A 14,664-nucleotide genomic window follows, 5' to 3' on the forward strand; every position below is an offset into this window, starting at 1 on the left:
ATTCTCTAGTGCCTGTCAGTCCGCTTTCGCGAGCAGGCTCGCACCCACATTTAGACCACATTCATCCAGCAGGAATACGGTCGAAGGTGGGAGCGAGCCTGCTCGCGAAGAACGATAACTCGGTATCCCTGCCTACCCGTTCCTGGGCAACACCACCGTAAACAGCGTCCCGTCAGTCTCGTTCGAGCTGACCTCTATCGTCCCGCCATGGGCATTCACCACTTCGTTGACGATGAACAACCCCAAGCCAAGGCTGGTCGTTGGCTGACCCAATTCCTCGTCGGCGCTGCGCACCAGCGGATCGAATATCGTGCTCAGAGCGTCCTCGGGAATCGGCACGCCAAAATTGTGCACCGTCAGGCGAACCGTATCCGGCTCCCCAATAACGGTGACGGTGACGTCCCGTTTGTTCAAACCGTGCTGCAACGCATTGCCAATCAGGTTTTGTAGCAGCTGATCAAGGCGCCCGGCATCCCAGACACCTCGGGTATCGCCCACGACGCTTACTATCGGGTCGCACTCCGGGTTACCGGCGCATGCGACGGCAATCGCGGTATGGGCGGCGTCCGCCAGGTCCATGGGCGCCGGTTCAATGGGCAGGCTCTTGCCCAATCGACTGCGCACCAGTTCCAGCAAATCGCTGACCATCACCGCCATGTGCCGAGCACCACGCTTTATGCTGTTCGCACAGGCCAACGCGTCGCCTTCGAGCGCGGTTTTACGCAGCAGCAGTTCGGTGGACATGCTCACGGCTTGCAGCGGTGCACGCAGGTCATGACCGAGGATCGCCAGAAAGATATCCCGTGAGCGATTGACCTGTTCGGCATAGGCCGCAGTGGACTCGGCGAGGGCTTCGTCGATGGCTTCGTTGAAGCGGATCATGTCCTGGAAGTAGGCCAGGTCCGGTGATTCGAGGCTGTTGACCCACAAGCGAATCACACAGGCTCGCAGGTGGCGGAATTCGCTGGTCATCTGCACCAGATCGAAACCCACGGTATGGCGCAGCTCGCCATGGCTGGCGCCGGCCGCATCCAGGCTTGGGGTTTTCTCCGGCCCTTCACCCTTGGCCTTGGCGACCTGTTCGCTGGCGGTTTGTGCTGTTGTCATGTCTCGGGCAGCCGCTAACAGGATCGCCTTGGCGTGATCGCGCAAGGCCACACGATCCATATTTTCGGCCGCTGGCGTGATGGTTCTGGCGAACTGCTCCCATTCATCGACGATACGGTCCACGTGTTGCCTGATGAATTCGGATAAGCGCATGGCCGGTTTCCTGACTGAAGGTCTTGGCAGCTTAGTCTTTTTACCGACGGCCCAATACTACCGTTCACGCGCAGGTTCAGAGAACGAGGCGGTCAGGGTGGTAATTAATTATTTTTCAGGTTTTAAAGTTGAATGTGAGTGACTGTTTTCAAGCGGTTTGGCAGCAGTTATTTAATCTTTTGTTTTTGTCGTCGTTGCATAAGCTAGGTGCTCTTGTCGTCGCATAGGGGTTTTTGCGAAATGGAAGCGTCATCAGATGGAACTGTATTGGACACATCTTCGTCGGTGTCCGACGAGGGTGAGAACGTTTATCTGGAATACCTCACACAAAAAGTCCCGGCGTTTATAAAGACCGTGCCCGCTGACAGGCTTGAATCATTCGTCAAGCAAAGTCCGGCCGTTCCCGAGTGGTATGCCCGTGCGCGCCATGGATCGCCAGTACCTGAAAGGGCTTATCGATGAGCGCTGGCGATTGCAGGGCCCTTTGGAAAAAACACTCAATGATTTGCAACAAGACATCAACACCTTTGCGCAACCGTTACTTGTTCACGCCCTGAAAGATCAGCTGGATCTTGAACTGGACGTTAACACAACGTTAGTGCGGCTTTATGTTCCCGCCACACTGACATTTGGCATTGATACCCATGCCAGTCGAATCAGGCAATACACGTTGCTGGAAGCGGCTCTGCACAATTTTGAAGAGCCGGAAACACAGGCCGGCGCCTTTCGCGATGGCTCCGGTATTTTCACCCGGGATGCCGAGGGGGAATTGCAACGCCAGACACTGACGGTCGAACAGTTTGCCTCCCTGTGCAGGACGCTGGATATCGGCGCCCAGTATCAAAAACACATGACTGCATTGCTCAAGCCGGAAAACGTTGATGCCAGGACTACGCTTGAGCGGCATGCCGTCGCCTGCGAAATAGCGGCTTTCAACGAGTCAGCGCTTATTGCGTATCTGAAAAACGACCTCTCTTATTATTCATACAGCAAGTTGCAGGACGTACGGGATCGTAAAAGCAACATCATGCTGGGCAGTCGGCCCCTGCAAAGTCATCGCTTGTCTCTCATGGGGTTCAAACTGACCGGCGTTGTATTGTTCAGCGCAGTGGCAGACTCCTCGCTGGTGAAAAAAACCTATGACAGTCTGATTCCGGCGCACCAGCAATTGCTGATGGAATGGTCTCAGCGCTTGTCGATATTGCCGGGCCAGGAGTTCGAGCAGTTCAAGCTGCTCGAGGCGTTTTTCGCCAACGGCCCCAGCGGCATGATTGATGAAATGCTCCGTCAGGATGATATCCATCAACAAAGTCGTCTGGACGGTACATTGATCGCTTATATACCGGATGACCCTGATCACCCGCTCAAGGAATATGCATCGTTCACTGAGTTCATGAAGGCGCTGATCAGCCAGTTGCGCTCGCCGGCCTATCAACAGTATTTCAGCCGGTTCGTGGCGCAAAAAGACAAAGGCCGTTTCTTCTCGCGGGTCAACGAGCGGTTCACTACCTTTACCTGGCATCAACGCGAGCCCTTGGATATGGGCCCCTGGTGGAGGGAAACCGCCACGGAAAACCCCGATGCAGAGCCGGTCACCAACCTCGTCACGGGCGATATCTGGCTTCATATTTCAGGTTGGCGCAGGGAGAAAGCCATCGCCGACGCGCGACACATTGCCGTTCCGACGGGTGATGAAGATGCCGCCACTCGCTGGGCGCGGTTGACCAGTTACTTGAGTCTGGGCTGGAACGTGTTCAATTTCGGCGCCCTGTTGGTGCCCGGGCTGGGCGAAGCGATGTTGGGCATCATGGTCGGGCAAATGCTGCTCGAAACCATGGAGGGCATTGAAGACTGGAGCAAAGGCGACAGGGACGAAGCCGCGGGTCTGCTAGCCGGGGTCATGATCAATGCGGCCCAGGTGGCACTGATGATGGCCGGCCACGTATTGCCCGCTCGGCTCCCGACGCCAGTCAGGGCGTCGTCTTTTGTTGACCAACTGAAAAAGGTCGAACTCCCCGATGGCTTTACCCGTCTCTGGAACCCGGACCTGAAACCCTATGAGCACGCGGTTTCCCTGCCCAAGGATGCACTGGCGAATGAGCGAGGTCTTCATCGACACAATGGCAGGGACTTTCTTCCACGGGAGGGCAAGCACTTTGAGGTCACCGACGATCCGCTGACCGGCCAGCCGCGTTTTCAGCACCCGAACAGATCGACGGCCTATCAGCCGAAGATGAAACACAACGGTGCCGGTGCCTGGCAGACCGAATTCGACCGTCCCATCGAATGGGACAAGACCACCCTCATGCGGCGTCTGGGACCTATGGTCGACGGGTTTGATGAAGCGACGCTGGAACACGTCCGTATCGCCAGTGGTGTCGAAGAAAATGCACTGCGCAGGTTGCAGGTGGAAAACGCCGCGCCACCGGCGTTACTCGTCGACACGATAAGACGCTTCCAGGCATGGGCTGAAACCGAGAAACAGCAAGGCCCGTTGACCTACCTGCAACGAAAGACCCGTTTCGATACGCTCTATAACGCCCATCAATTTTCAGGCAATGCCGGTGTGCGGGTGATACAGGACGCCTTTTCGCACTGCCCGGCCAACCTTGCCGAAGAACTATTGGCCGCCGCTGCGCCCGAAGACCTGCGTGCGGTTTTGGAGAAAAAACGTCTTCCCTTGAGGCTCAAGGAGCAGTTGCGTGCAGCCTTGCTGGAGGTGCGTACGACGCGTGCCTATGAAGGGCTTTTCCTTGAATTTCTGCACACCGCAGATACCGAAAGGCTGGCGTTGCACACCCTGGAAACATTGCCGAACTGGCATGGCGATGTGCGCATCGAAATCCGCGAGCATTCATTCACCGGTCCCCTGCGAGACAGCATTGGCCCGCAAGACGCAAGCGTGCGAAAAGTGCTGGTGAGTAGCGACGGTGACTATCAGGCGCGGGACGCTGCCGATGAGCATCTGCATGGTGCCGACAATCTGTTTGCTTCGGTGCTGCATGCGCTACCCGACACGCAACGTATTGCGCTCGGTTATGAGATCAATCAAGGGGAAACACTCAGGCAAGCGGTTCAAAGGGCACCACTGGCGCGGGACCGGTTGCAACCGATACTGGCGGACAACCCGATCCGCAAGCCGTTTTATGATCCGCAAACGATGAAACTTCGCGGCGGTATGCAAGGTGGCGTTCAAGGCATTCAACGCCTTTCCGCACGGCTGACTCCACAGGAACGGGTCAGGAGTGTGCGTCCCGGCTGGACAGAAGATGAAGCCCGGGCCTTTCTGGAGGGCGACGGTCGCGAAGGCAGCCCGCAGCAGCGGGCCAGTGAACTTGTGTCGCAGTTCAACCGACTCAACGCCAACTTCCAGCGCTGGCTGAATTCACCCACTGACTCCTTCAGGTTCAGCGCCGCAGGAAGAGCCGAATGGCAGTCAAGAAATGCCTTATACACAGCGATCAGGCAATGCTGGCAGCACACCGGGGCGAGGGATATGGACGTCTTCGGCAATGTGCATGGAATAACACTGGACCTGAGCGGTATGCCACTGGGCAGGCATTTGGCGACGATTCCGCCTCTGGAGGGTGATTTCGGGCATGTCACCCGCCTGAATGTGCTGAACACCGGGTTGGCCGATGCTCAAGTGTCGCTGCTCGATCACTTCCCCAGGCTTCGCCACCTGAACCTCAACGAAAACCCGCTCACACGGTTTCCTCGCGTGGTGGGCCGGATGCATGGGCTGACAGAGTTGAATCTGCGTGGCAATCGGATGGTGCTGGACGAACCGGCGGTGGCCGATCTGGGCGGGCTTGTGCGCCTGGAAAGCCTGGACCTGATGGGCAATCCGTTGGGATGCGTTCCCGATATCGGCCGCATGCCCATGCTGCATACACTGCTGTTGACTGATACGGGCATTTCCACCTGGCCTGACGGATTGTTTTCCCTGCCCAGGTTCCGGCATTTTTATCTGGATATTCAATTGAACCGGATCCTTGACGTCCCTCCGGTTGCGCGGGGCAGCGCCGATGCGGAACTGTTGGCGCGCACGGTATTGAGTCGCGATCCGCGGTGGTTGCCGGAGGCCAATCTGCAGACGTTGCGCGACTACATTCAGTCCGTCGGTATGGACCCTGATCGGCCTTATCCGCCCCGTGGCATACGCGATAGCCTCGATTGGGAACAAGGGCTGACCCGGCCTGAGTGGGTCGCCCGACAGGAAGTCTGGAATGAGGTCGAGGATGAGCACGGTTCAGTGCCATTTTTCAACGAGATCCGCAAGCTGACCGAGTCGTATCACTTCAAGCATGACATCGCCTTTCGGGTGGACATGACCGCCAAGGTCTGGCGCATGCTCGACGCCATGTCCAAAGACACCCCGCTGCGAGAAAAACTGTTCACGATGTCGACGGCGCCGACGCAGTGTGTCGATGGCGGGGCTCAACTGTTCAATGCCATGGGTGTGGAAGTGTTGATTCACGAAGCCTATGAACTGACGAGCCGGAATCTGGTGGAAGCAGAGCTGCTGCAGCTGGCGCAGGGCAAATCCCGTCTGGATGAGCTGAGCAGAATCGCCCACAAGGTCATTGGTGAGCGAACGAGTCAGGGCGAGCAGTTCAGACGCGTCAATGCGGCAGGTGAGGTTACGGGCACCATTGATGAAGTCGAGGTCCATCTGGCCTACATGACGGACCTGGCCGACCGCCTCGAACTGCCCTGGCAGTCTCGAAAAATGCAGTTCAGAAACATCGCCGCGGTCACGCCACAGATGATCGAAGCGGCCGGTCAGCGTGTGCTGGATCTGGAGGCCGGGGACTTGCTGCGTGATTCGATCAGCGAGCAGCCGTTCTGGTCTTCTTACATCCAGGGCTCCAATCGTCGTGCGTTCAACGCCATCCGGCGCCGTATCGACGCGACCACCGATTTTTACATGGCGCTGGAAAAACGGGCGACTCCGTCCCTCTCCTTGCCGGAAAAAGCGCAATTGAAAGAAAAAATCCGGGTACTCGCCGCCGAGCTTGGCAAACCGGAAAGCGAGTTCGCCCCGGGACTGGTCATGAGCGCTCAAGCGTATGAAAGCGAAATGGGCCAGCTCAATGCCCAGACGCAAACATTGCTCAAGACGCTGACCCGACAAGCGATGGACCGGGCAAAACTGCAACGGGCCGAAACGCCCCTCACCCTGAAACACTGAATCGACGTGGATGTCGATGACGGCACGAAAACCGATGGTTTCGTGCCGGCCTATTACTTCGTACATAAGGAAATGTACCTTGCGAAACACTCACGAAAGCAGCAACAAAAATGCTGCGCAACCACCGGCTACCGAGCAGCAAAGTGTTCACGCCGAATTCATGGCCAGCGCCGTTCCGGCCTGGCTGGTAAATGCTTCCCCCGAACGGCGAGAGGCAGTGAAAAACGCTGCGCTCGTTCTTCCCGACTGGTACCAGGCGGCATCGCCGGCGCAGCGTCAGGCCTTGAACGCGAGTTTTGTGGCGAGTGTGACGTCGCAGACCCTGCTGGATAAAACGATGTCCCGCCTGCAGGACATTGATGCTTTTGCGCAGCCGTTACTGGTCAAGGCGCTCAAGGATCAGTTCGCCGTGGAACTGGACGTCACTAAAACCTTCCTGCAACTGAAAAAGCCTCTGGAGATGGGCATTCTGGACATCGAGGTCGGCACCTTTGAGGTGCTGAAGTTGCCGCTGCTGCAAGCCGCGCTGCACAACTTCGAAGCGCAGGAGTGTGCGCCCGCTTACTACCATTCCTCCTCAGGCTTTGTTGTCGAATCGACGCCGGGCCAGTTCAGCGAAGTTCCCACGGCCCTGACGGTGATGCAGTACCTGAAGCTGTGTCGGGAGCTGGACATTGGTGCGAAGTATCAGGCGTATCTGAAAGACTTTTTGCAACCTTCCAGTCCCGTGGCCGAAGCCGTGCTGCGCAAGCGCTTTGTGGACAGTCAAAAAGCTGCGATGCGCGCGGCTGCCGAGCTCGCCTTGCTGAAGAAGGACATCGAACCCAAGGATTACTCGATGATCCTGTCGGTGATTGACGGAGAACTCAACCCGAAGATCGACAACACACCCGTGTGGATATGCGACCTGGTGTTGATGAAGAAACGAATGACCGGCTGCGTGCTTTTCCATATCTGCGAAAAGTATCGCTACTCCGATGATATCCTTCTCTACATTCCCCACGACCCGCAGCACCCGTTGAAACGCTACAAGGGCCGGGAAATGGAGGCGACCTTGAAGCGTCTGTTCATGGCCTCTGACGCCTCGCCACCGGCTAACGGTGGCCCGACGGCGTATCAACGCTTTTTCAGCCAGTTCGTTGCCTATGCCGATCGTCCATATTACTTCAGTCAGTTCACACGCAAAGCCGCGGATGCCCCGCCAGACCGGCTAGCGCCCTTGCGATCGCCCTTGTGGAAAGCGATTGAAGTGCTCCCTCCGTTTTTTTCTGCCTTCTACCAGCTTAACGAGCTACCTCCCGAATCACCGTCCCGACAGGAACCGGTCGATGAACTTTATCTCCCGATCAAGGGCTACCGGCAGCATGGTTTCTGGGGGCCGAACGTCGATCCCTGGGTGGATCTCTATGAGCAAAGTCGTAACAAAATCCTGGCTGATGCCCGCAGCCACGCAGTTCCCTCTGCCGATGTCGATGCCAGGGTCCGGGCAGAAAAAATGGCTCGGCTGCTCAATATCGGCATGCTGGTATTGAACGCCGCCTCGATGTTTGTACCGGTGCTGGGTGAGGTGATGATCGGGGTGATGGCCGGCCAGATCCTGTACGAGACATTTGAAGGTGCCATTGAGTGGAGCGAAGGTGATCGCAACGCGGCCTGGGCTCACCTGACCGACGTGGTGGAAAACCTCGCGCTGATTGCCGTGCTGCACTGGGCAGGAAAAGGCCTGGGCAAACTGGCAGCGGTGAAGCCCGAACCCGTGGTCGAGGCGTTGAAACCCGTTGTCCGAGGTCACCCAGCAACAGCTGCGCGATTATTGGAGCCGGCTCGAGCGAGAACGTCCGGATTTGTGGGGAGTCAGGCGACCGGGCGTCTTCGAGTATCGAGCCCCAATCGGGCACGCAATAGTGGGAGGGCAGGAGATGGCTGGGCTTCAGCGTTGGCTCAAAGACCTGCCCGCTGACCAAGTCCCGGCGAGACAGACCCAATGGCAATCACTGTCCACGCAGGAGGGCTCCCAAGGTTTTTTCAGTGTGCTCAGCAAACTCGAGAATGCCGGCGCCGGCCATGCTGACCTTCAACTACGCGTATGGGAAGTCGTCGACACCATCACCGAGGTCAACCCCGAGTCTTTGGCGTTACGTCAGGAGATGTTCGAGTGGGCCGGCAGGCCTGCCTGTTGTGATCGTGCCGCGTTGTCATTCAGTAACCTGGAAATCATGGCGATGGTGTACCGGGCGCGGACGCTGGCCATGGACGGCGAGCAAAGTGCTGCGCTGTTGAAACTGTCCAGAGGCTTGTTCCGACTCGACGAGCTCGAGAAAATCGCGTTGGCCGATATTGAGCAACGCACCACCGCGATCAATAACACGCCGGGTTTGTCGGCGGGCCTCAAGGCACAGCAGATCCGGTTACTGGAAGAGGTCGAGATCAAACTGGCCTATCGTTACGGGCTCAAGGACCGGCTCGGATTACCGGGACAGCCTCGGCAAGTCCGTTTCGTCCACATGGGTAAAGTCACCCCCGCGATGCTTGATCAGGCCTGCGCCAAGGTGCTGGCGCTGGACGGCTCGCCTGAAGAGTTTCAGTCGCTGGTGGCGAAGGATTTCTGGAAAGATTTCATCACCAACAAATATCGGGTGCAATTCGAAGCGCAGCGCGAGCCCTATCAGGATCGTCTGGCCAGTCTGCGTGATCGTCAGCAGGCAGGTGAACTATCAGAGGCGCGACTCAAGGTGCAATCCGCTGACCTGGATGCTCAATTGCAGATTGAGGAAGCTGTGCTGATCGAGAAATTCACTCGTGAGGAGCTGATCAAACACCCGCTCTGATCAAACGCTGTTGACCGATGAACAAAGGCCTGGATCTGCGCAAGCATCCAGGCCTTTTCTGTGTGTCGCTCAACCGGTCAAAACAGGAAATAGCGCTGCGCCATCGGCAACACATCCGCCGGCTCACACCACAGCAACACACCGTCGGCCTTGACCTGATACGTCTGCGGATCGACGTCGATGTTCGGCAGATAGTCGTTGTGGATCAGGTCGGTTTTCTGCACCTCGCGACAGCCTTTCACCACTGCGATTTTCTTCTTCAGGCCCAGTGCTTCGGGAAGACCTGCTTCCTGCGCCGCCTGGCTGATGAAGGTCATGCTGGTGGCGTGCAGCGATCCCCCATAACTGGCGAACATCGGGCGGTAGTGCACCGGTTGCGGCGTCGGAATCGAAGCGTTGGCGTCGCCCATCAGACTGGCGGCGATGGCGCCGCCCTTGAGGATCAGTGTCGGCTTGACCCCGAAAAACGCCGGGCGCCACAGCACCAGATCGGCCCATTTACCCACTTCAATCGAACCCACTTCATGGCTGATGCCGTGGGTGATTGCCGGGTTGATCGTGTACTTGGCGATGTAGCGTTTGGCGCGGAAGTTGTCGTTGCCTTCGCCATCACCGGGCAGCGGGCCGCGCTGTTTTTTCATTTTGTCGGCGGTCTGCCAGGTGCGGGTAATGACTTCGCCGACGCGGCCCATGGCCTGGCTGTCGGAACTGATCATCGAAAACGCGCCGAGGTCGTGGAGGATGTCTTCGGCGGCAATCGTCTCGCGGCGGATGCGGCTTTCGGCGAAGGCCACGTCCTCGGCAATGCTCGGGTCCAAGTGGTGGCAGACCATCAACATGTCGAGGTGTTCGTCGATGGTGTTGCGGGTGAACGGCCGGGTCGGGTTGGTGGAGCTCGGCAGCACGTTGGCAAACCCGCACGCCTTGATGATGTCCGGGGCATGACCGCCGCCCGCGCCTTCGGTGTGGTAGGTGTGGATGGTGCGGCCCTTGAAGGCGGCGAGGGTGGTTTCGACGAAGCCGGATTCGTTGAGCGTGTCGGTGTGGATTGCTACTTGCACGTCGTACTGGTCGGCGACACTCAGGCAGTTGTCGATACTTGCCGGGGTTGTGCCCCAGTCTTCGTGCAGCTTGAGACCGATGGCGCCGGCCTTGACCTGCTCGATCAAGGGCTCAGGCAGGCTGGCGTTGCCCTTGCCGGTGAGGCCGATATTCATCGGGAACGCGTCGGCGGCCTGGAGCATCCGCGCCAGGTGCCATGGCCCGGAGGTGCAAGTAGTGGCGTTGGTCCCTGTAGCCGGTCCCGTGCCGCCGCCGATCATGGTAGTGACGCCGCTCATCAGCGCTTCTTCGATCTGCTGCGGGCAGATGAAGTGGATGTGGGTGTCGATGCCGCCGGCGGTGAGGATCATGCCTTCACCGGCAATGACTTCGGTGCTGGCGCCGATGGCGATGGTCACGTTCGGCTGTACGTCCGGGTTGCCGGCCTTGCCGATGCCGGCAACGCGGCCGTCCTTGAGGCCCACGTCAGCTTTGACGATGCCCCAGTGGTCGATGATCAGCGCGTTGGTGATCACGGTGTCGACGACCTCGGCGGCCAACAGTTGGCTCTGGCCCTGGCCATCGCGGATGACTTTACCGCCGCCGAATTTCACTTCTTCGCCGTAGGTGGTGAAGTCTTTTTCGACTTCGATCCACAGCTCGGTGTCAGCCAGGCGGACCTTGTCGCCGACGGTGGGGCCGAACATGTCGGCGTAGGCCTGTCTTGAGATTTTCATGGGTTTGCCTTGGGATTCAATTGTTCTTCAGACCGCTCGCATAGCTCGCTATCGCAGCCTCGCTGCGCTCGACAGCTCCTACGGGTGTTCGCGTAAATTCCCTGCTGCGCCCGGTCCCTGTAGGAGCTGTCGAGTGAAACGAGGCTGCGATCTTTTGGACGCACTGCAGAAATCAGTCGAGGTCACCCATGATCCTGCCGGCAAACCCGAACACCCGGCGATGTCCGGCCAGGTCCACCAACTCGACTTCCCGACTCTGCCCCGGTTCAAAGCGCACGGCGGTGCCGGCGGGGATGTTCAGGCGCATGCCGCGGCTGGCGCCGCGGTCGAAGGTCAGGGCGTCGTTGGTTTCGAAAAAGTGGTAATGCGAGCCGACCTGGATCGGCCGGTCGCCGCTGTTGGCCACTTTCAGGCTGACAGTGCGGCGGCCAGCGTTGAGTTCGATATCGCCGGGCTGGATCTGGTATTCACCGGGAATCATCAATGGGCTCCTTGCAGAATTTTGTAGTAGAGCGCGGTCGGTTTGTAGTGACCGTTCGGGTCGCAGGCGTAGTCGGGGATTTGCCCCGCACGGGTGTAACCCAGCGCCTTGTAGAAGTCTTCAGCGGGTGAACCCGCCTCGGTGTCGAGGTAGAGCATGCCGCGCTTGTGCTGGAGCGCAGCCTGTTCCAGCGCGCTCATCAACTGTTGGCCCAGACCCCGCCGACGCGCGTGTTCACGAACCAGCAGTTTTTGCACCTCGGCGCGGTTCAAGCCATTGGCTTTCTGGCACAGGGTCAGTTGCACGCTGGCTTCCACTTGTTCGTCGCGAACCACCACCCACAGCAGCACATTGCCCTTGTTCAGGTTCTCCTGAACCTCATCGAAATAGGCGCGCGCCTGTGTGGCATCCAGAGTGGACAGGAAGCCGACGCTGGCGCCATACCCCACGGCATCGAGCAACAAATCGATCAAGCCCTGGCGATAGTGCGCAAAGCTTTCAACATTCACGCGGCGCAGTTGGGCGGCGTTCATCAGCGATTACTCCTGGTGGGCGACTGGCGGCTCCGCGCCGGGATTGAGGGTCAGTTGCATGAAGGTCAGGTCCAGCCAGCGACCGAACTTGGTGCCCACCTGGGGCATTTGCCCGGTGGTGATGAAACCGGCGCGCTCATGCAGTCGAATGGAAGCGGCGTTACCGCTTTCGATAGCGGCGACCATCACGTGCTTGTCGCAGCCTTTGGCGCGTTCGATCAGCACGGTCATCAGTTGCGGACCGAGGCCGTTGCCGCGCTGGTCGCTGCGCACGTACACCGAGTGCTCGACGGTGTGGCGAAACCCGTCGAACGGCCGCCAGTCTCCAAAGGATGCGTAACCGAGCACACTGTTCTCAGCGTCGACGATCACCAGAATCGGGTACCCCTGAACTTGCCGGGCACTGAACCAGGCCTGGCGGTTAGTGAGGTCGACGGCCTGTTCGTTCCAGATCGCCGTGGTGTTGAGCACGGCGTCGTTGTAGATGTCGCGGATCGCCGGCAGATCGGCCTGTACCGCTTCGCGAATGTGGTAAGTCATGACGGGGCCTCAGGCGATAGGTTGGTGGACGGTGACCAGTTTGGTGCCGTCGGGGAACGTCGCTTCAACCTGAATTTCCGGGATCATTTCCGGGATACCTTCCATCACTTGTTCGCGGGTTAGCAGGGTCGTGCCGAAGTGCATCAAGTCGGCCACGGTCTGGCCGTCACGCGCGCCTTCGAGCAGCGCCGCGGAAATGTAGGCCATGGCTTCCGGGTAATTGAGTTTCACGCCGCGCGCCAAACGCCGCTCGGCCACGAGGCCGGCGGTGAAAATCAGCAGCTTGTCTTTTTCGCGTGGGGTCAGGTCCATCGTTGGAATCCATCTGGGCAGATAAAAAAGTTCGGAACTGTAAACGCGTTACCTGTGGGAGCGGGCTTGCTCCCACATTTGGACAGTGTTTCAGGTGTTCCATATTCTCGGTGGGACCGCTTCCCGGCCAAGCAACGTAGGCCTGAGCAGTCGCCACAATTCAATCAACCAGCCGCGCGCCAACAGCGCTTCACTGGCCAGGCACCGAGCCACCAACAGCCCCGGCAATTGGGTCAAATCCCCGCGCACGTCATTGGGCAGCGAGCGACAGGTTTCCAGCAACGGGCTATCAATCTCGCCGGTCACCAGCAACGTCGCAAACACCGGTTGTCCGTCCAGACCAATCGGCGAATCCAGCAAGCCGTCATTCCCGACAATGCGCTGGCGTTCGTGCCATAGCAACTGGCCGTCGCGGCGGATATCCAGATGCGCCTGAAAATGTCCAAGATCAAAGCGCTCGCCACAGGCCGGCCGGCCCAGCGCCACAACGTCCCAATAGAACAACCGCGCATCGCCTTCCAGCTCAATCGAGGTGCTCAGTTCGGCTTGGGCATCGCTGAAGATAATCGTCTCTTGCGGCAACCATTCCAGTGTCGCACCAGCAGCCACGTTCAGATCCAGTTTCTGATAGGCCGGGCCCGCCGCTCGATACCACTTGGCCGCGCCGGGGCTGGTGATTTGCGCCCAGGCGTTGGTGCCGACGCTGGCCGAAATGTCCAGCCGATCCCCGCCAGCGATACCGCCCGGCGGGTGAACGATGATGTGCTGGCACACCTCGGGGCCTTCGGCATACAGGTGCTTTTGCACCCGCAGCGGGCCTTTGTGGCGGCGCTGGATCGGGCGTGTGCTGTCGCCGAAACGGGCGTAGCCCAGCTCCAGCTCGGCGTGCCAGCTGGGGGTAAACAGGGCAGTTGGGACAGGTAAATTCATGGTTTCCAGTTTTCGTCGTGACGCTACAGATTAGATCGTTACCAATCCACGCACACCTTCGGCTTCCATGTTTTCACCGCGACCCTGCTGCACGATCTCGCCCCGGGACATCACCAGGTATTGATCGGCGAGTTCGGCAGCGAAATCGTAGAACTGCTCCACCAGCAAAATCGCCATGTCGCCACGGGCTGCGAGCTTCTTGATCACGGCGCCGATTTCCTTGATCACCGACGGCTGGATGCCCTCAGTGGGTTCGTCGAGGATCAGCAGGCGAGGACGGCTGGCCAGCGCACGACCAATCGCCAATTGCTGCTGTTGGCCACCCGACAAGTCACCGCCTCGCCGCTGCTTCATTTGCAGCAGCACCGGGAACAGCTCGTAGATGAACGCCGGGACTTCCTTGGCTTCGGAGCCTGGGAAGCGTGACAGGCCCATCAGCAGGTTTTCTTCCACGGTCAACCGGCCGAAGATTTCCCGACCCTGCGGCACGTAAGCGATCCCGGCATGCACGCGCTGATGCGGCTTGAACGCGGTGATCGGTTTGCCTTCCCAGTTCACCGCGCCTTCTTTGGCCGGTAGCAAACCCATCAGGCATTTGAGCAGCGTGGTCTTGCCCACACCGTTGCGCCCGAGCAGGCAGGTGACTTCACCGACTTTTACCTCGAACGTCAGGCCGCGCAGGATGTGGCTACCGCCGTAGTACTGATGCAGCTTGTCGACTTGCAGCATTCTCAAACTCTCCTCAATGATCGTTCCCTCGCTCTGCGTGGGAATGCATCCCGTGACGCTCCGCGTCACATAACGGCGG

Annotated in this window: 11 protein-coding genes; 3 read left to right on the forward strand and 8 right to left on the reverse strand. The window is 58.9% G+C overall.

Features of this window, described 5'->3' with window-relative positions:
• Positions 1-132: 132 nt before the first annotated feature.
• On the reverse strand, positions 133-1,260 hold the full coding sequence (locus J2Y56_RS17705; protein WP_007947567.1) for a sensor histidine kinase KdpD: 1,128 nt from the start codon (positions 1,258-1,260) through the stop codon (positions 133-135).
• 412 nt (positions 1,261-1,672) lie between these two features.
• On the opposite strand from J2Y56_RS17705, the gene J2Y56_RS17710 reads away from it, so the two are divergent.
• The 3 genes from J2Y56_RS17710 (at position 1,673) to J2Y56_RS17720 (ending at position 9,282) form a co-directional block, all read left to right on the forward strand.
• The gene (locus tag J2Y56_RS17710) at positions 1,673-6,454 is read left to right on the forward strand and encodes an NEL-type E3 ubiquitin ligase domain-containing protein (protein ID WP_405046865.1); all 4,782 of its coding nucleotides are present in this window, start codon (positions 1,673-1,675) and stop codon (positions 6,452-6,454) included.
• Between the two features lie 160 nt (positions 6,455-6,614).
• On the forward strand, positions 6,615-8,414 hold the full coding sequence (locus tag J2Y56_RS17715; protein ID WP_310351644.1) for a dermonecrotic toxin domain-containing protein: 1,800 nt from the start codon (positions 6,615-6,617) through the stop codon (positions 8,412-8,414).
• On the forward strand, positions 8,374-9,282 hold the full coding sequence (locus tag J2Y56_RS17720; RefSeq protein WP_310351646.1) for an NEL-type E3 ubiquitin ligase domain-containing protein: 909 nt from the start codon (positions 8,374-8,376) through the stop codon (positions 9,280-9,282). Before J2Y56_RS17715 ends, J2Y56_RS17720 begins: the two co-directional genes overlap by 41 nt.
• Positions 9,283-9,359: 77 nt before the next feature.
• On the opposite strand, the gene ureC is transcribed toward J2Y56_RS17720, so the two are convergent.
• The 7 genes from ureC to urtE all read right to left on the reverse strand — a co-directional run bounded on the left by ureC (position 9,360) and on the right by urtE (position 14,585).
• A complete protein-coding gene (ureC, locus tag J2Y56_RS17725; protein ID WP_007947572.1) occupies positions 9,360-11,060 on the reverse strand; it encodes an urease subunit alpha in 1,701 nt (566 codons plus the stop codon).
• A 172-nt stretch (positions 11,061-11,232) separates the two neighbouring features.
• On the reverse strand, positions 11,233-11,541 hold the full coding sequence (locus J2Y56_RS17730; RefSeq protein WP_310336634.1) for an urease subunit beta: 309 nt from the start codon (positions 11,539-11,541) through the stop codon (positions 11,233-11,235).
• Positions 11,541-12,074 (reverse strand): GNAT family N-acetyltransferase, encoded by a 534-nt coding sequence (locus J2Y56_RS17735; RefSeq protein WP_007945252.1) that lies wholly within the window; start codon positions 12,072-12,074, stop codon positions 11,541-11,543. The genes J2Y56_RS17730 and J2Y56_RS17735 overlap by 1 nt, the downstream gene beginning before the upstream one ends.
• A 6-nt stretch (positions 12,075-12,080) precedes the next feature.
• Positions 12,081-12,614 (reverse strand): N-acetyltransferase family protein, encoded by a 534-nt coding sequence (locus tag J2Y56_RS17740; protein ID WP_310351649.1) that lies wholly within the window; start codon positions 12,612-12,614, stop codon positions 12,081-12,083.
• Positions 12,615-12,623: 9 nt separating this feature from the next.
• Positions 12,624-12,926 (reverse strand): urease subunit gamma, encoded by a 303-nt coding sequence (locus J2Y56_RS17745; RefSeq protein WP_007945249.1) that lies wholly within the window; start codon positions 12,924-12,926, stop codon positions 12,624-12,626.
• A 90-nt stretch (positions 12,927-13,016) separates the two neighbouring features.
• Positions 13,017-13,856, reverse strand: coding sequence for an urease accessory protein UreD (locus tag J2Y56_RS17750; protein ID WP_310351652.1), 840 nt, complete (start codon positions 13,854-13,856; stop codon positions 13,017-13,019).
• A 30-nt stretch (positions 13,857-13,886) separates the two neighbouring features.
• Positions 13,887-14,585 carry an urea ABC transporter ATP-binding subunit UrtE gene (urtE, locus tag J2Y56_RS17755; protein WP_007945247.1) on the reverse strand — a complete coding sequence of 233 codons (699 nt, stop codon included), beginning with the start codon at positions 14,583-14,585 and terminating at the stop codon, positions 13,887-13,889.
• Positions 14,586-14,664 lie beyond the last annotated feature (79 nt).

This window comes from Pseudomonas sp. BE134, assembly GCF_031456105.1.
In the GTDB taxonomy this organism is placed as follows: domain Bacteria; phylum Pseudomonadota; class Gammaproteobacteria; order Pseudomonadales; family Pseudomonadaceae; genus Aquipseudomonas.